At 34.1% G+C, this 17,616-nt stretch carries 15 protein-coding genes; 11 read left to right on the top strand and 4 right to left on the bottom strand.

Annotation, left to right across the window (positions count from 1 at the left end):
* The first annotated feature begins 84 nt into the window (after window positions 1–84).
* Genes ACQ0RB_RS13695 through ACQ0RB_RS13675 form a run of 5 tightly spaced genes read left to right on the top strand, consistent with a single transcriptional unit; the run spans window position 85 to window position 3,732 of the window.
* On the top strand, window positions 85–1,194 hold the full coding sequence (locus tag ACQ0RB_RS13695; RefSeq protein WP_262733194.1) for an adenylate kinase: 1,110 nt from the start codon (window positions 85–87) through the stop codon (window positions 1,192–1,194).
* A gap of 2 nt (window positions 1,195–1,196) precedes the next feature.
* Window positions 1,197–1,406: a PLDc N-terminal domain-containing protein gene (locus tag ACQ0RB_RS13690; protein WP_430499129.1), complete on the top strand. Its 210-nt coding sequence runs from the start codon at window positions 1,197–1,199 to the stop codon at window positions 1,404–1,406.
* 37 nt (window positions 1,407–1,443) lie between these two features.
* On the top strand, window positions 1,444–2,457 hold the full coding sequence (gene obgE, locus ACQ0RB_RS13685) for a GTPase ObgE (protein WP_131508102.1): 1,014 nt from the start codon (window positions 1,444–1,446) through the stop codon (window positions 2,455–2,457).
* Window positions 2,458–2,486: 29 nt separating this feature from the next.
* Entirely contained in the window at window positions 2,487–3,005 is a 519-nt protein-coding gene (locus ACQ0RB_RS13680) for a DUF4136 domain-containing protein (RefSeq protein ID WP_131508104.1), read from the top strand.
* Window positions 3,006–3,012: 7 nt separating this feature from the next.
* A complete protein-coding gene (locus ACQ0RB_RS13675) occupies window positions 3,013–3,732 on the top strand; it encodes an SDR family oxidoreductase (RefSeq protein WP_430499127.1) in 720 nt (239 codons plus the stop codon).
* A gap of 35 nt (window positions 3,733–3,767) precedes the next feature.
* Here ACQ0RB_RS13675 and ACQ0RB_RS13670 read toward each other — a convergent pair whose 3' ends face one another.
* Window positions 3,768–9,878: an MG2 domain-containing protein gene (locus ACQ0RB_RS13670; protein WP_430499126.1), complete on the bottom strand. Its 6,111-nt coding sequence runs from the start codon at window positions 9,876–9,878 to the stop codon at window positions 3,768–3,770.
* Between the two features lie 181 nt (window positions 9,879–10,059).
* On the opposite strand from ACQ0RB_RS13670, the gene ACQ0RB_RS13665 reads away from it, so the two are divergent.
* Complete coding sequence (locus ACQ0RB_RS13665) at window positions 10,060–10,800, top strand: tetratricopeptide repeat protein (protein WP_343798659.1); 741 nt, start codon at window positions 10,060–10,062, stop codon at window positions 10,798–10,800.
* 135 nt (window positions 10,801–10,935) lie between these two features.
* Window positions 10,936–12,291: a UDP-N-acetylmuramate--L-alanine ligase gene (locus ACQ0RB_RS13660; protein WP_430499123.1), complete on the top strand. Its 1,356-nt coding sequence runs from the start codon at window positions 10,936–10,938 to the stop codon at window positions 12,289–12,291.
* A gap of 94 nt (window positions 12,292–12,385) precedes the next feature.
* Here the strand turns inward: ACQ0RB_RS13660 and ACQ0RB_RS13655 are convergent, their stop codons facing one another.
* The 3 genes from ACQ0RB_RS13655 to ACQ0RB_RS13645 are packed head-to-tail and all read right to left on the bottom strand — an operon-like array spanning window position 12,386 to window position 13,982.
* Entirely contained in the window at window positions 12,386–12,928 is a 543-nt protein-coding gene (locus tag ACQ0RB_RS13655) for a hypothetical protein (RefSeq protein ID WP_430499121.1), read from the bottom strand.
* 14 nt (window positions 12,929–12,942) lie between these two features.
* Window positions 12,943–13,533 (bottom strand): FMN-binding negative transcriptional regulator, encoded by a 591-nt coding sequence (locus ACQ0RB_RS13650; protein WP_430499119.1) that lies wholly within the window; start codon window positions 13,531–13,533, stop codon window positions 12,943–12,945.
* Window positions 13,533–13,982 (bottom strand): DUF1569 domain-containing protein, encoded by a 450-nt coding sequence (locus ACQ0RB_RS13645; RefSeq protein ID WP_430499117.1) that lies wholly within the window; start codon window positions 13,980–13,982, stop codon window positions 13,533–13,535. Before ACQ0RB_RS13645 ends, ACQ0RB_RS13650 begins: the two co-directional genes overlap by 1 nt.
* A 69-nt stretch (window positions 13,983–14,051) precedes the next feature.
* Here ACQ0RB_RS13645 and radC point away from each other — a divergent pair, with 69 nt between their 5' ends.
* The 4 genes from radC to ACQ0RB_RS13625 all read left to right on the top strand — a co-directional run.
* Entirely contained in the window at window positions 14,052–14,750 is a 699-nt protein-coding gene (radC, locus tag ACQ0RB_RS13640; protein ID WP_129761455.1) for a RadC family protein, read from the top strand.
* Window positions 14,751–16,052, top strand: coding sequence for a polysaccharide deacetylase family protein (locus ACQ0RB_RS13635; RefSeq protein ID WP_430498343.1), 1,302 nt, complete (start codon window positions 14,751–14,753; stop codon window positions 16,050–16,052).
* Entirely contained in the window at window positions 16,042–16,734 is a 693-nt protein-coding gene (locus ACQ0RB_RS13630) for a YjjG family noncanonical pyrimidine nucleotidase (protein ID WP_430498345.1), read from the top strand. The genes ACQ0RB_RS13635 and ACQ0RB_RS13630 overlap by 11 nt, the downstream gene beginning before the upstream one ends.
* Before the next feature lie 36 nt (window positions 16,735–16,770).
* Window positions 16,771–17,616: hypothetical protein (locus tag ACQ0RB_RS13625; protein ID WP_430499116.1), on the top strand; the 846-nt coding region annotated here is incomplete at its 3' end.

Here is a 17,616-nt window from a genome sequence, read left to right as displayed (position 1 = left end):
AAAACTAAAATCTTAACAATCTAAACGAGAATTCGCAAAACGTTAATCAAATGATTATCTTTGCATTTCTAAAATTAAAAACAAGTGATAAAGCTTCACGATTTACATTTTAAACCGTTTATTTCTGAAGACGAAATTCAAGCGACTGTAGAGCACATGGTTACTGCCATTGCAAACGATTTGCAAGATGAAGTGCCAGTGTTTGTTGGGATCTTAAATGGGTCGTTTATGTTTGTAAGCGATTTTGTAAAGAAATACCCAAAACCTTGTGAAGTTACTTTTATAAAACTAGCGTCTTATGAAGGTTTAAAATCTACTGACGATATTCAGCGTCTAGTAGGTTTAACACAAGATTTAACAGGCAGAACAGTTGTAATTTTAGAAGACATTATCGACTCTGGTAAAACACTGGCTGAAGTTCATAGAATTTTCAAAAACGAAAATGTAAAAGAGCTTAAAATAGCGACCTTGTTTTATAAACCAGAAGCCTACAAGAAAGATTTTAAACTACATTATGTTGGTATGGAAATTCCTAATAAATTCATAGTTGGTTACGGACTTGACTATGATGGATTAGGTAGAGATTTACCAGCGATATATCAATTAAAAACCACACAACACATGACTAATTTTGTCCTATTTGGACCTCCAGGAGCAGGAAAAGGCACACAAGCCGAATTTTTAAAAGAAAAATACAGTTTAGTACACATTTCAACAGGAGATGTGTTTAGATTCAATATTAAAAATGAAACCGCTCTTGGCATGTTAGCAAAATCATACATGGACAAAGGAGAGTTGGTTCCTGACCAAGTAACTATTGATATGCTTAATGCTGAAGTAGAAAAAAATGCAGATGCTAAAGGGTTTATTTTTGATGGTTTTCCGCGCACCAATGCGCAGGCTGAAGCATTAGATAAATTAATGGATCAAAAGGACTCTCAAATTAATGCTATGATTGCTCTTGAAGTTGATGATGAAGTTTTAGTGCAACGTTTATTAGAGCGTGGTAAAACTAGTGGTAGAGCTGATGATGCTGATGAAAACATTATTAGAAACCGAATTAAAGAATACTACAAAAAAACAGCCATACTTAAAGATTACTATTCTGCACAAGACAAATATTATGGTGTAGATGGTGTTGGTAGTATTGAAGATATTACTGAGCGATTAAGTGCTGTTATAGATAGCTTGTAAGGATGGATATTATTTCACCTGAATTAGGAATTGTTTTTTGGACCATATTATTGGTTTTGGTACTTGTTTTACCTTTAATTGCCCTTATAAATATTTTGATGAATAGATTTAATGGTAATGATAAACTTATTTGGGTTCTAATTGTATTGCTATTGCCTTTTTTTGGTTCTATTACCTATTTTGTAATTGGTCGTTCAAACCGAATAAAATAATAACTTAAAAAGATTTCCGCTTTCGCGGAAAATGAATATGACTGAAGGTAATTTTGTCGATTACGTAAAACTACATGTTGCTTCCGGAAATGGAGGTAAAGGTTCTGCGCATTTACATCGTGAAAAATATATAGAAAAAGGAGGTCCAGATGGAGGTGATGGTGGACGAGGAGGTCACGTTATAATTCGTGGTAATGCTAACCTATGGACATTGTATACCTATAAATTTAAAAGGCACTTTAGAGCTGAACATGGTGAGCATGGAGGTAAGAGTAGAAGCACAGGAGCCGATGGAGCAGATGTGTACATGGATGTGCCACTAGGAACTGTAATTAGAGACAAAGAAACTAACGAAATCCTTTTTGAAATTACCGAAAATGGCGAGGAAAAAATCATTGCCAAAGGTGGAATGGGAGGACGTGGAAACTGGCATTTTAAAAGTTCTACAAACCAAACGCCACGATATGCGCAACCTGGAATTCCAGGAGAAGATCGTGACATTATTCTTGAGCTTAAAATTTTAGCTGATGTTGGTTTAGTGGGTTTCCCTAATGCAGGAAAATCTACACTACTTTCAGTGGTTACAGCTGCTAAACCTAAAATTGCCGATTACGAGTTTACTACCTTAAAACCTAACCTAGGTATTGTAGAGTATAGAGATCATCAATCATTTGTAATTGCTGACATTCCTGGAATTATTGAAGGTGCTGCAGAAGGAAAAGGACTTGGACATTATTTCCTTCGACATATTGAGCGTAACTCAGTATTGTTGTTTTTAATTCCTGCGGATGCTGATGATATTAAAAAACAGTACGATATTTTACTAGATGAATTAAAGCGCTACAATCCTGAAATTTTAGATAAAGAACGTTTTATAGCTATCTCTAAAAGTGATATGTTGGATGACGAGTTAAAAGCAGAGCTTAAAGAAGAATTAGATAACGAACTCCCAGTAGACTATATGTTTATGTCTTCAGTAGCGCAACAAGGTCTTCAAGAGCTTAAAGATAAACTTTGGCAAATGCTTAACGCAAAACCTGCTGATGAGTAATTAATTTCGTAACTTTAAATAAAAAAGTTATGAGATATTTATCATTAATAGTTGTACTGTTTTTGGTGTCTTGCGCTCCAATTAGAGTGAATTATGACTACGAAACTGCAACCGACTTTACAACTTATAAAACCTATAATTATTACGCCAATATCCAATCAGGGTTAAGTGAGCTGGATACTAACCGTTTAATGAACGCTTTAGACGAAGAGCTTCAAAGTAAAGGACTCACTTTGTCTGAAACACCAGACTTCTTTATAGATATTAAAAGCGATGAGTTTCAAGAAGCAAACCGAAGTTCGGTTGGTGTTGGTCTAGGTGGAGGAGGACGTAATGTAGGAGGAGGCGTTTCTATTGGAATTCCTGTTGGACAATCAAATCTCAATCGTCAAATTATTATTGATTTTGTTGATGAAAACGGTGTTGGTTTGTTTTGGCAAGCCGTAAGTGAAGACAGTTTTAATCCAAATGCAAAACCAGATAAACGCGAAGCTAAGTTTAAAGCTATTGTGGTAAAGATTTTAGAAAATTATCCACCAAAAAAATAATATATATATGTTACAAAATAAAGTTGCACTCATTACAGGAGGCACAAAAGGTATTGGCTATGGCATTGCTAAATGTTTAATGGATCAAGGTGTTCATGTTGCCATAACCAGCAGAAGTAGTGCAAGGTCACATGAAATTGCAGGTAAATTAAACGCGTCAAGTAAAGCAGGCGCAAAAGCTATTGGACTCAAAGCCGATGTTACTGATTTTAAAAGCCAACAAGACGCTGTAAAAGACGTGGTCTCCCAATTTGGACAGTTAGATGTTGTAATTGCTAATGCAGGTGTTGGTCATTTTGCAAGTATTGAAGATATTACGTTACAGCAATGGCAAGATACTATTGATACTAACCTTACAGGTGCTTTTTATTCAATAAAGGCAAGTGTAGATGCACTAAAAGCTTCTAAAGGATATTACATTACCATTTCAAGTCTAGCAGGAACCAATTTCTTTGCGAATGGCTCTGCTTATAATGCCAGTAAGTTTGGTGTTACAGGTTTTACACAAGCGGTTATGTTAGATTTGCGTAAGTATGGTATTAAAGTAAGTACCATTATGCCTGGATCAGTATCTACACATTTTAATGGTAATGAACCTGATGCTTCTGATGCTTGGAAAATTCAAAGTGAAGATATAGGTGAATTGGTTGTTGATTTATTAAAAATGAATCCAAGAACCTTACCTAGTAAAATAGAGGTTAGGCCAACAACGCCACCAAGTAAATAATAAAAAAGGCTTCAAATTTTTGAAGCCTTTTTTATTTAATTATTAACTGAAATTCTCACGCCTTCACTATGGCTACTAAACTCTGGTGCATACATACTTTGAATGGTTGTGATGCCATTACTCATATCTCCAGAATTGTTTACACGTAAGTCGTATTCAAACACATAAATTCCTTTTGGTAAGTAATCAAAGAAGAAATTTGTACTTGCATCTTTGGTCGCTTCATAATAGCCTAATCCATCTTGCCATTTGTATTGCGACATTACATTAACAGGTTCTAGTCCTGCTGCTCGCATATCTTTCATGTGAATAAATTCCATAGCACGATCACTACGTAATTCTATACGTACACGAACCAAATCACCAACCTCTAAATGAGTTTCAGAAGTAATTTCTGTAAGCTCTTCACCAGTATCAGTATTATTCTTTTTAAATAATTTCTTCTGAAGTTTTAATGGTGTTTCAGCAGAAGTTATCTTATCTAAATCTTCAAAATATTGCCAATATAAACTTCCCCAAGCAATGCCATTTCCTTTTTTGGTGAGTCTTACTTCTGCCATTTCAGGTTTAATTTCGGTAGTGTTCCAAGATGTTTTATAATAACCAGTTCCTGCTTCAACTTTTACAGTTTCTAATTTTGAAGGTTCAACAGGCTCATTACCTAAAACAACATCAACCATTTCGGTAACGCTTAACCAATCGCTGCCTTGTAATAGCAATGCGTAAACTGCTTCGGTAGTTGCTTTTGTGGTTTTCCACTGATTGGTTTGCTTGTTTTTAAGTAACCATATTTTTAGGTTGTCTACAGTTTTAGTGTCATTTTCAATTTCTGAAAACGCTTCAATCAGCAACGCTTGTGTTTCAATAGGTGCTTGATACCAATACCAAGAACTTGTGTTTTCTTTCCAGTACATACCTAATTCTTCTGAAGTAATACTGTTTTCTTTCAATGACTTTAAGATTTTAGAAGCTGTTTTATCATCTTCCATTCTGTGTGTTATTAAAGCCATTAATCCTTTAGCATACAACGAACGTGACAACCAATATTTTTGTATTTGTGTGTGGTAATATTTGGTAATGTCTTCAACTTCTTTTGATGTTTTAATTTCAGGGAAAAAGCTTCGCATGTACAAATAATGCAATTGTGTATAGCTCAAGTGGTCTTTACTTAAATCTACTTTGCTGTTGTATTTTTTAAGGTCTTTATACTCTTTTACAAATTCAGCATCTAGATATTGAATGGCTTGATGAATCATTGACGTCTCGACTGCGCTCGACGTGACATTAAGATGTTTTAAATGTCCAAAACCAGTAATAATATGCTGCGTAATGTAACGGTTTTCGCGTCCACCTTTAAACCAAGACCAAGCACCATTGCTCATTTGGTTTTGTTGTAGTTTACGTAAGGCAGATTGTAACTCGTTGTTCATTTTATTCATGTCAAACAACAAAGCGATACGTTTCTTTTGTTCGGTTTCACTTTGCGCATCGCGTAACCAAGGTGTTTCTTGAATAAGAATAGATTTTAATTCTTCATTTTTTTCAAGATTACTGATTAATGCATCTATGTTTTTCCACTGATTGAAAACCTCTTGTATTCTAGGATTACTGTTTGCAATATGACTTGCCAACGCATTTGCGTAGTAACGACTAAAGGTTTGCTCATTACAATCATAAGGATATTCCATAAGGTAAGGCAATGCTTGAACAGCATACCACGCAGGATTAGAGGTTATCTCTAAAGTGAGCTTATGGTGTTTTAAGGTTGAAGAAGCGTTGTTTTTAAGCTTGTATAATGTAAACGTTCTGGTTTCGTTACTTTTTATCCACATTGGTAATGTTTCGGTGACTAACATTCTGTTAGTTAGTACAGGTAATGCACTTTGTTCACCATCACTAAAATCACCAGATTTTGCTATAATTTTATATTGAATAGCACTCACATTATCTGGAATGTTTAGCGTCCATGACACTTGGGTGTTACCTTTTGCATCTACAGAAAAGGTCTCGACTGCGCTCGACCTGACAAGTGTTTGTGCAATATCTTTCCCAGAAATAGCATCTGTTAACTCTAATTTAGCTTGTCCTGAAAGCGCTTTTTCAGTAAGATTAGCAATTTTTGTGCTAATGGTAATAACATCACCTTGACGTAAAAAGCGAGGTGCATTTGGTAACACCATTAACTCTTTTTGAGTTACGGTTTCAAAACTGCTTACAGCACTATGTAGCGTTTTTGTATGTGCTAAAAGCTGCAATTTCCATTTGGTTAAGGCTTCTGGTGTTGTGAAATTAAAACTCACGTTTCCGTTTTCATCGGTTTGTAACTGCGGAAAGAAAAATGCGGTTTCTTGAAGGTTTTTTCTAATCTGAATATTATCAGCATCAAAGTTTTCTGTTTTTTCTAAATCTCCTGCTTTACCTTCTAATATTTGATCTAAAGAAGCATTAGGTATTTGTTCTATATCTTCAGCTGTAATAGTTTGAATTGAAGATGTTACGTTTGATTTTTTTTCATAACCATAAGCAACTGTAACAACTTCATCCAATTCCATCTCTTCAGCAGAAAAAGTTCTCATGGATTCTTCTCGTAACTCTAAACCAGCAACTCGTCCTCGTAACATGTGATAATTACTTCCAAAAGACAACCCAAACCAATTAAGTTGGTCGTACTGTTGCTGCTCAAAACGTTTATGAATTAGTGAAGGGTTAAACACTCTAAAACCTTGTGAGCCAAAACTACGAGACGCATTTCGGTTATGGTTGGAGTAATAGGTTGGTTGTTGTATTGGGTTAAACGTCCAGTTGTGAGCTTTAAATTGATCTAAAGATGCATCGTACATACTTGCCAACAACTCAGAACTTACTTTTTCACCTTTAGGGCCTTTAATTTTAAAACTCCAAGTTTCATCAGCTCCAGGTTGTAGCTTATCTCTAAAGGTTAGGGTTTCTATTTCTAAATCGGTTTTAGGATATGGTACAGCAATAGGTAATGTTGAGCTCACAAAACTGTTGTAAGCTGCAAAACTATAATGAATAGCAAATCCACCAATATCATCACTAGTTACAGGAATAGTAATGGTTTTTTTAGTGTTGCTTAACGGAATAATAAATGTCTTGATGATGTCTTGGTCTTTCTCAACTTCAAGCGTTACAATAATATCTTCGGCAGCTGAACCTAAAGTGACCATTACACTTTGGTTAGCACTATAAGTTGATTTGTCTGTTGTAATACTGAATAGTTGATTGTCTGCCAAGGTTTTGTCTTTATTACTGAATAATGTGGTTTTAGCTTGGTCTTTTACCAATTGACCAAACTTGTCTTCACTTTCTAAAACAATAATGTATTGACCAGATTCCCATCTTTTAATGGTGCCTAGTTTAACCTCTTTTGAGGTTTCGGTATCAAAAGATTTGGTCAACACAAGTGTTCCTTTTTCCCAATTGTCTGGATTATGTTCGTTACTATAAGCTTCATGAGGAAATTTGCTTGTAAATTCTTCTTTAGAAATAACTTGATAATCTGGAGCATCCCATGTACGCTGTCTTAAAACTCTGTCAGGAGCATTTAATTTATACACTTTAAGTGTTCCTTTAGCAGCAACAAATTCACCATTAAGGTTTTTGGTATCAATACTAATAGTGTGGTCTTTTTTGTTCTTGTCTAATGTGTCATCAACCAGAATGGAAGCCATTAATGCATGGTAACCTACATTAACAATAGTTGTGGCACTGCGTGTTTCACCATTTAAGTCGGTAACATCAGCAGTAATTTCATAATTAAAAACAGGTAAACTGCTTTTATCAACACTTTCATCAGGAAGTGCTTTAAAGGTGATTTCAAATTCACCTTTGCTGTTGGTTATACTTTCACCATGTGTTATTTCTTGAGGTTCGCTATTAAACCAAGGACGATACCAATAGTACCAATCAGGATATTGTACTTTTCGATGTACACGATAAACCACTTTAGCATCAGTAATGTTGCTTCCTGCATAAGCTAAAGCAGTTCCTTTTACAGTTACCGAGTCGTTAACTTTGTAGGTTTCAGTAACAGGATTAAACTTGGTTTCAAACTTAGGACGTTTGTACTCTTCAACCGAGAAATAATGTTCGGTAAAAAAATCGATGTTACCTGAATCAGAATCAAATTCGATGTGATAATTGCCTGTTAATCCATTGTTGGGCAAAATAAATTCACCAGAAACTGATCCAAACTCATTGGTTTTAAATTCAAGATCCATGATTTCTTCATGGTTTACATCTAGTAATGCGGCATAAACAGGTTGGTTGGCAACTACTTCGGACTTGCCGTCTTTTGTTTTGATGGCAATAGTTTTAAAATAAACGGTTTGTCCTGGTCTGTAAATGCTTCTGTCGGTAAATAAAAACGCTTTGTAGCTTATAAGTTCTTCATCATCTCTCCAACTATAATTACTTAAATAAAATCCGTTAAAAAAAGCGATTTCGCCTTTGCGTTCAGCATAAATGCTAAGGTCATAGAAGAAATCATTTTTACGCTTTTTTAGTTTGAATTCACCATTTTGATTTGTGGTTAATTCTTCGGTAATGTAGCTGCGATTATAGTCTTTTTTATAAGAAATTTTTACGTCCAAACCAGCAATTGGTTGTCCATTTTCCCTTTCAATAATTTGATAAATATGATGGGTTTTGTCTGATTTTTCAACAACTGCCATATCAATGACCTGAAGGATTTGGGTTGCAAATGTCTTGTCTTCATTATCTACACTTGCCATTATGATATACTGACCATTGTTTAATTTTGGTAAAATCACTTCGGTAGTGTGCAATTGGTAATCATTTTCATTTTTCAAATCTACTTGCCATTGCTCAGTAATTTTTAGTTTGTTGATGTAGTTTAGGCGTTCTTCAGCATCATATAATTTGTTATAAGCTGTAGCTTCTGAACTTGTTACTTTATAAGCATTAAACTGCAATTGGTCAATATTTTTATACTTTACCAAAGCTTTGCCATATTGCTGAATTTGTAAAAAGCGTTCAGTAGTAATTTGAAGGTTGCTTTGCAAAATCATGCCTTTAAGAACTTCGCATTTTTCAGCACCTCTACTTTTTGGGAATTTTTGTATTACTGCGTTACAAAGTTCTAAGGCTTCTTTAGTTTTCCATCTCACATCAGCATTTGTCTTAGGTACATACTTGTTACCTTGTTGATAAAGTGTCCAAGCAATGTGGTAACTATATAAAGCTGAGGTTTCATGTGTGTTCCAAAGCTCTTGTGAAGCTTTTAAGGTATCTAGAAGAAGACTTTCGGTATTATCTAAAATGCTTTTTTGAGATACAAACAGTAAACGGTCAATATCTGCGTCTACCAATGCATAAGGTTCTTTATCTTTTACGTGAAATTGTATCAGGTCTTGATAAATTTTGAGCGCATGCAATTGTAACGATGTAGAATCTTTTGATGTAATGTTTAGGTTAGCAAATGTTTTGGCATCACTTAAATAGTTTGCATTGTCAATTTCAAATTGATAAGCAGGTTTGGTAATGCTGTTTTCGTCGGTTTTATAAAACGCTAGTGCATTGTGATTTAAAAGATCAAAAAGTGTTGGTCTGTAACGTTTAGATTCAGTTGCTTTAAGCAAAATATCATCATAGTTTACCAAAGGTGTTTGCTGAAGTATGAGTCCGTTTTTTAAAGAATTTTGATAATGCAGATGAATGTCGTTAAACAAGGTTTGTAAATCCCAAGTCCTAAAATCGGTACTATCCACTTTAGTTTCAGTATGCGTACGGTTGTAGAAAAGGTATCTGTTTTGTTGAAAATATTGCCAATACATTGTGGCAAGCATATTTTCCAATACATTTTTAACAGGTGTTTCGCTAGTGCCAATTTCAGTTTTAAACTCGTTAATAATGTTGAGCTGCGCATCTTCTTCTAGCGTTAAAGCATATTTACTTTTGTAGATAAGTGTTTTAATATTTTGTGGTGCGTTGTTGTCTTTTTTGGCAAGTGTTCTTATTTGCTCCACAACTTCTAAAGCCGATTTTGGTAAACCATCGGTTTCAAACTGACTGACCTTTTTCCAGAGATCGTCATAATTATTGGACTGAGCATGTGTGTGGTTTGCAAAAAGAATTATCATTAAAAGTGCTATAAGTTGTTTCATAAATATGCGTTTTCTTCAAAACTAACTTCAAAATGTATTCCAAAAAACGATGAATTAGTAAAGTATCGTATTGGTTGAGTTAAAGTAGCTATTTTTTAAGAGACTAAGAAACTGAATTAGGTTATAAAAACAATAACATTTGAATTTGAAAGTTTAGATTTGTAATAGTAATTAAAGACACATGAAATTATTTTTTGCTTTTCTTTTATTTCCATTGGTACTGATTGGGCAGTCAAAAACTGTAGAGCAGATTCATACGCTATTAGACAATAATCAACTTGAACAAGCAAAAACCTTAGCGCTTAAATATCATAAAGAAAACCCAAACAATCTTGAAGCTATTGAAGTTTTGGGTGATGTTTATGGTTACCAAAAAGATTGGGACAACGCTATAGAGAACTATGAAAAATTGGTTGAAGCTAAACCCAATGTGGCTAATTACCATTACAAGTATGGAGGTGCTCTTGGTATGAAAGCTAAATCGGTTAGTAAGTTTAGAGCGTTAGGCTTAATTGGAGATGTTGAAGACGCATTTTTAACAGCAGCAAATTTAGACGCTAACCACATTGACACTCGTTGGGCTTTGGTGCATTATTATCTAGAGGTTCCTGGCATTATAGGTGGAAGCTCAAAAAAAGCGATGAAGTATGCCAAGGAACTCTTTGCCATTTCTCCAGTTGATGGATATTTGGCAATGGGTCATGTGCATGAAGACGAAAAAGAATATGGACCAGCTGAAAGCAATTATAAAAATGCAGTGAGAGTAGGAGGTTCTATTAAGTGCTACACGCATTTAATTGATTTGTATGAAAAGCGAGAAAATTATGAGTTGGCAATAAAAACTATTGACGAAGCCTATGCGAGTCTTAAAGATGAAAGTTTGTTAACTCGTAAAGCTAAACTTGAAAGCAAGCGACCTTAACCCAAGCTTGAAAAATATAGAAAAACTTGTGACTTCAAACTTCGGTCTTCCAGCATCAATTAGTATATTTACTTTTTAATTTAATCCTGTGTTAACAGGAATTTCTCGAAGTAACATTTCGAATTATTTTTTACTATGAACGTACATTTTATAGCTATAGGTGGTGCAGCAATGCACAATTTGGCCATTGCATTACATAACAAAGGTTATCAAGTAACAGGAAGCGACGATACTATTTTTGATCCTTCAAAATCTCGTTTGGAAAACAAAGGTTTGTTACCAGAAGCTTTTGGTTGGTTTCCTGAAAAAATTACAGCAGATTTAGATGCAGTCGTTTTAGGTATGCATGCAAAAGCTGATAATCCGGAGTTGCTTAAAGCTCAAGAATTAGGCTTGAAAATTTATAGTTATCCAGAGTTTTTGTACGAACAGTCAAAAGAAAAAACACGTGTTGTTATTGGTGGAAGCCATGGTAAAACTACCATTACATCTATGATTTTGCACGTGATGCATTACCACGATCGTGATGTCGATTATATGGTTGGCGCACAACTTGAAGGGTTTGATGTTATGGTAAAACTCACAGATGACAACGATTTTATCGTGTTAGAAGGTGATGAGTATTTAAGTTCACCAATAGACAGGCGACCAAAGTTTCACTTGTACAAACCTAACATTGCCTTGTTAAGTGGTATTGCTTGGGATCATATTAATGTATTTCCAACCTATAAAAACTATGTAGAGCAATTCAGCATATTTGTTGATAGTATTGTTCGCGGTGGAAGTGTGACATATAATGCTGAAGATACTGAAGTTGCTAGAGTAGTAGAAGCTAGTGAAAATACCATACGTAAGTTACCATATTACACACCAGAATATACGGTTGAAGATGGCGAAACCTTATTAGAAACTCCTGAAGGTCCTTTACCTATTGAAGTATTTGGAAAGCATAATTTAAACAATCTTGCAGGAGCTAAATGGATTTGCCAACACATGGGAATTGACGAAGACGATTTTTACGAAGCTATTGCAACCTTTAAAGGAGCTAGTAAACGTTTGGAGAAAATAGCTGAAAGCGCAACCAGTGTTGCTTACAAAGATTTTGCGCACTCACCAAGTAAGGTAGAAGCCACAACAAAAGCGGTTAAAGAACAGTACAAAAACAGAACGCTAGTTGCGTGTTTAGAACTGCATACCTATTCTAGTTTAAATGCTGAATTTTTAAAAGAATACAAAGGTGCTCTAGATGCAGCTGATGTTGCAGTGGTATTTTATAGTCCGCATGCAGTGGAAATTAAAAAGCTAGATGCAGTAACACACGAGCAAATTGCCAAAGCGTTTGAGCGTGATGACTTGATTATTTATACCAATCCTGACGATTTTAAAAACTACTTATTCTCTCAAGATTTTAAAGACAAAGCCTTGTTGTTAATGAGTTCTGGAAATTATGGCGGATTGGATTTTGATGCCATTAAAGGATTGATTGGGTAGTTTGTCATTCCGTACTGCAATGCGGAATCTATTTTGTTTTTTGGGTTTTGAATCTCTCGAAACCTAGATTAGGTGCTATAAGCTGTTAGTTTTTTTATGTAAAAAAATTAAAATTTTTAGGACTAATAAAAAAACCATTCATTATTGAGTCAATTAAATTTGTATAATCCTGGAAACCTAATTTTAAAGTTTCTAATTGATTGAGGTTTACATTAATCAAGTCAGAAGTTTCTTTGGGATGAATTAACTTATCTCTTTTTTTCTTTAAGTTTTTAAGATTAGCATATTTTGAATCTAGATATTTTAAAATAATTTCTTCTTTATTCCAAGTATTACATATTTTTTTAAAAGTTCTTTTAAATTTATGCTCAAAACTATGTTTGTCAGTATAACCTTCATAAGGGTCAATTTGGTTCAATCCATATATATCTGACTCGATTAGAGATAAGAAACCTTTTAATGACGCTCTATATAAAGAATTAAATTTCGCGTAATCTTTTTCATAAGATGTTGTGATTTCTAAAAGTAACTCGTAGTCTTCTCTTATTGATATATGCCTTTGCTGATAACTATGCATTGCAGATAGAGCTTTCTGGAATTCTTCGGAGCTATTAAATGGTTTAGAATTTTCTTTCATTTGTTGAGGTTATATTATATGAAAAGGCTGTCCAAAAACGCTTTAATGCTATTCTGGTTTTGTTTAATCAGTTCGTCTTTAGCCAATTCAAAATCTTTTTTATTTCGGTTTTGGGAGAGTTTAAACTTACCTTCCCAAGCAGTAATTGTAATTTTAAAACCCTTTACATAGGGCAGGTATGCATCCATTTTGGGGTTGTTAGGTTCTAGTACATACGCATTATCAGGTTCAAGAAACTCGGTCATTGCAATCATGCTTTGCTTTATGGCTTCAGGATTATCAATTTCGGCAACCGTTCCTTTAAGATGTACTTTTACATAATTCCATGTTGGGAGTTGTTCGGTACTGTAAATACTTGGTGATATGTAACATTCTGGTCCAGAAAAAATAACCGTTACAGCTTGGTTATTCTTAAGTAGTTCGACTTGCGGATTAAATATATCCAAATGACCAATAAGGGATTCGTCTTTGTAAATCAATGGTAAATGCGTTACTAAAGGTTCATTGTCTTTTACCGAAATAAGCGTCGCCAAAGGATACTGTTGCATCACAGCAATCATGTGTGCTTTATTGTCATCCTGATGTATTTTTGGAGGATAGGACATTACACCCCAAATTGTTTTAAATGATGGTCAAGATGCTTATACTGCATTTGTCCCCATTGTTCTGAATTAAACTTACCAAACATAGGATGTTCAGGCCACTGGGTTTGCATTTTTTTAGCGTGAAACTTATCAATTTCAGTGAGTAACTTTGATTTTTCAGGAGCAAATTCAGTATCAGTCGTAACCACAAATTCTTTAGCTGTTGGTAATCCTTGTTTCCTAGGTTTATCATTGTATAATGAGGATTTAAACATTGAAAACAACGCGCGTTTAAAAGCATTAGGTCTTTCAAGTTTTAAGTCACCTACAGCAACTTGTAACGGAAACTGGCAGTGTGTTAACATTTGTGAGGCATTCATTTTTCCCCATTGTGGCTTGTGAGATGGTGATAGGTGTTCTAAACGAGATTTTATTTCTGTAACAGCGTCTTCTGAAAACAATGATTTCATAATAAATTTTTTAAAAGGTTGAATGGATAAAAAATTGCTTCTGAAAGTTACAATATTTATCTTTATGCTATGCAGGAGAAACCCACGTCATTTTCTATAAAACATTGGAGTCAAGACGACCAACCTAGAGAAAAGCTTCGCGATAAAGGTAAAGCAACGTTAAGCGATGCTGAATTGGTAGCTATATTGATAGGTTCTGGAAATAAAGAAGAAAGTGCTGTAGAGTTGTCTAAACGTATTTTGGCAAGCGTTGGCAATAACTTAAACGAACTTGGAAAACTATCACTCAAACAGTTAATGGATTTTAAAGGTATTGGTGAAGCTAAAGCCATTACTATTGCAGCTGCTATGGAATTGGGACGACGACGTAGAGGAGAAGAAGCACTAGAAAGAAAGAAAATTACCTCAAGTATTTCGGTATTTGAACTGATGCAACCTGTTATTGGTGAGTTGCCACATGAGGAATTTTGGATTGTGTATTTAAACAATTCTAATAAAGTGATTCAAAAGCAACAATTAAGTAAAGGTGGCATTACAGGAACTCTAGTAGATGTGCGTTTGGTGATGAAAAATGCGCTGGAGCTTGGTGCTACAGGACTTATTTTAGCGCACAATCATCCATCAGGAACATTAAAACCTAGTGAAGCCGATAAGCAACTTACCCAAAAACTGAAATATGCAGGAGAGAGTTTGGATATAAAAGTGCTAGACCACTTAATTATTACCGAAAAAGCATACTTTAGCTTTGCAGATGAAAATATCTTATAAGTGCTATTAGTTTTCACCCATAAAATAACACCAAGGTTAAGCTATGCTTTTAAGCATATATGCACAAGAATTTTAGGTGTTCCAGTAAGTTTTACCACAACTATTGAAGAGTTTATAGCTCATGAAAGCTTAAAGATTTCGTATGCTAAACAACCGTTGAGCAATGAGATTTTTATAAGAAGTCATGAGCTGTTATTTGAACAAGGACTCAACGATGTAGAAATACACGTGCACGATTGGGATACTACTAAAGCATTTTTTGGTACTTCAGAAAAAAGTAGTTTGCCTTATGATATTTTTGCAGCTACTTTTTACCTGTTAAGTCGCTATGAAGAATATTTGCCGCATGTAAAAGATGAGTACGGACGCTTTTTAGCAAAAGAAAGTTTAGCCTTTAAAAACGGATTTTTACACCAACCTGTAATTGATATTTGGGCATATAAATTTAAAAGTGTGTTGCAAGCTCAATTTCCAGATTTTGAATTTCCAAAGAAGTCGTATTCCATTCAGCCAGTTATTGATGTTCCAATGGCATACTACTTTAGGCAAAAAGGATTGCTACGAACCATTGGCGGAACTTTAGGCGATTTGTTTAGGTTTAAATTCAGGCAGTTTTACCAACGCTATTTAGTGCTTTTTGGATTTCAAAGAGACCCTTATGATACGTTTAAATGGATCATCACTAAGCAAAAACAAACCAAGTTTAAGTTTGTTGTCTTTTTCTTGATAGGCGATTATTCAACCTATGACAAGAATATTAATGTTAATAGAAAGCAGTTTGTGTCGTTGATAAAATCGGTTTCTGATTATTGCAAAGTAGGACTCAAAGCCTCTTATTTTGCATTGGAAGATATTGAAGTGTTGAAAAAGGAAAAGAAAAAAATGGAGTCTATTGTCAATTATGGTTTAGAGGCTTCAAGACATTCGTTTTCTAAATTGAACTTACCAGAATCTTACAGAAACCTTATTGAGCTTGAGGTAAAACAGGATTTCACAATGGGTTATATTAACGAACTGGGTTTTAGAGCAGGAACTTGTACACCTTTTCAGTTTTACGATTTAGACTACGAAGTGCAAACACCTTTGCAAATCAATGCATTTCATTGTATAGATTATGCGTTGCTAAAAAGGCATTCTTTTTTAGATAAAAAACAAGAACTAGAACGTTTAATACAACAGGTAAAGCAAGTAAATGGAACTTTTACACCTGTATTTCATAATTATACCTTTGGCGATGATGTACGCTGGAAAGGATTTAGAGATTTATTTGGTGTAATTTTAGATTCAGTAGATGATGAATAGTAATAGTATTCGACATGTATTTTTTGACCTAGACCATACACTTTGGGACTTTGATAAAAACTCAGCATTGACTTTTGAAAAAATTTTTAAAATACACAATGTTGAGGTTGAAATTGACCGTTTTTTAAAAGTGTATGAGCCTATTAATTTAAGCTATTGGAAGCTTTACCGTGAAGAGCGAATAGATAAGGAAAACCTAAGGTATAAAAGGCTAAAGGATAGTTTTGATAGTATTGAACATACTATTGAAGATGAGGTTATCAATAAACTATCGGTGGATTATATTGAATACTTAACTTCTTTTAACCACTTGTTTCATGATACTTTAGATATTTTAAACTATTTGAAACCAAGGTATAAATTACATATTATCACTAACGGATTTCAAGAAGCTCAAGAAAAAAAGATGAAAGCATCTAATATTCTTCATTATTTTGAAACTGTTACAAACTCTGAAATGGTAGGTGTAAAAAAACCAAACCCATTAATTTTCAATTTTGCTTTGGATCAAGCTAAGGCAAAACCAAATGAAAGTATTATGATAGGAGATAACTATGAAGCCGATATTCTTGGTGCTTTAGATGTTGGGTTAGAAGCCATTTTATATAACATCCACAAACTAGAACCTGAAGCAAACATTAAAGAAGTTGATACCTTATTACAATTAAAAAACTATCTTTAACTATTGTATATAAATATTGAAAACCATTACGTAAGAATGAAATTTTATAAGTCTATATTATTGTTATTGGCAATAGCATGTTTGCCATCACAACTTTTTTCGCAAGAATCTATTAATAGCTATAAGTATGTAGTTATTCCATCTGAATATAATTTCCTAAAAGAAAAAGATCAATACCAATTGAACTCGCTTACCAAGTTTTTGTTTAATAAATACGGTTACACCGCATTTTTTAACGAAGACCAATTTCCTGATGATTTACAGTCTAACAGATGTTTGGCAATGTATGCTGATGTATCAAATGAAAAAGGACTTTTTAAGACTAAGATTAAGATAGACTTAAAAGACTGCAATGGAAGAATTGTATATGAGTCTAAAGTTGGAGAAACCAGAGAAAAGGAATATGCAAAGGCTTATAATTTAGCGTTAAGAGATGCTTTTGAAACATATCAATATCTTGATTATAAGTATGAGCCTAACACTAAAATCACATCAATTTCAACCCAAACACAAGCTGCTGATGTTGTTGCTGTTGAGGAAGTACAGCAGTCAAAAGCTGAAATTGCACGTTTGCAAAAAGAGATTGATGATTTAAAAGAAGCCAAAGAAAGCGCAACAAAAGAACCAAAAGTTGAAGCACAACCAGAGGTTGAAGCGGTTACTAACACTGAACCTACAATTTCAGAACTTACAGAAGTTGATGCACTATATGCACAACCAATAGCTAATGGGTTTCAGGTTGTAGATATGAAACCTAGTGTTGTTATGGTACTTTTAGAAACCAAAAAGCAAAATGTATTTATTGTAAAAGATCAAAATGCAATTGTGTATAAAGAAGATGGGTTTTGGTATTATTCAAGCAATGATGGAAAAACAGTTTCA

The sequence above is a fragment of the Gaetbulibacter sp. PBL-D1 genome (assembly GCF_050509525.1).
GTDB classification, from domain to species: Bacteria; Bacteroidota; Bacteroidia; order Flavobacteriales; family Flavobacteriaceae; genus Gaetbulibacter_B; species Gaetbulibacter_B jejuensis.
Note: the sequence above shows the minus strand (reverse complement) of the source record. Positions and strands in the feature narration are given on the sequence as shown.

Excerpts from the sequence above, each read along its gene's own strand:
- ACQ0RB_RS13660 (WP_430499123.1), top strand. The coding sequence starts at position 10,936 with ATGAACGTACATTTTATAGCTATAGGTGGTGCAGCAATGCACAATTTG.
- ACQ0RB_RS13645 (WP_430499117.1), bottom strand. The coding sequence starts at position 13,982 with ATGAAATCATTGTTTTCAGAAGACGCTGTTACAGAAATAAAATCTCGT.
- ACQ0RB_RS13675 (WP_430499127.1), top strand. The coding sequence starts at position 3,013 with ATGTTACAAAATAAAGTTGCACTCATTACAGGAGGCACAAAAGGTATT.
- ACQ0RB_RS13670 (WP_430499126.1), bottom strand. The coding sequence starts at position 9,878 with ATGAAACAACTTATAGCACTTTTAATGATAATTCTTTTTGCAAACCAC.
- ACQ0RB_RS13655 (WP_430499121.1), bottom strand. The coding sequence starts at position 12,928 with ATGAAAGAAAATTCTAAACCATTTAATAGCTCCGAAGAATTCCAGAAA.
- ACQ0RB_RS13630 (WP_430498345.1), top strand. The coding sequence starts at position 16,042 with ATGATGAATAGTAATAGTATTCGACATGTATTTTTTGACCTAGACCAT.
- ACQ0RB_RS13680 (WP_131508104.1), top strand. The coding sequence starts at position 2,487 with ATGAGATATTTATCATTAATAGTTGTACTGTTTTTGGTGTCTTGCGCT.
- radC (WP_129761455.1), top strand. The coding sequence starts at position 14,052 with ATGCAGGAGAAACCCACGTCATTTTCTATAAAACATTGGAGTCAAGAC.
- ACQ0RB_RS13665 (WP_343798659.1), top strand. The coding sequence starts at position 10,060 with ATGAAATTATTTTTTGCTTTTCTTTTATTTCCATTGGTACTGATTGGG.
- ACQ0RB_RS13690 (WP_430499129.1), top strand. The coding sequence starts at position 1,197 with ATGGATATTATTTCACCTGAATTAGGAATTGTTTTTTGGACCATATTA.
- obgE (WP_131508102.1), top strand. The coding sequence starts at position 1,444 with ATGACTGAAGGTAATTTTGTCGATTACGTAAAACTACATGTTGCTTCC.
- ACQ0RB_RS13650 (WP_430499119.1), bottom strand. The coding sequence starts at position 13,533 with ATGTCCTATCCTCCAAAAATACATCAGGATGACAATAAAGCACACATG.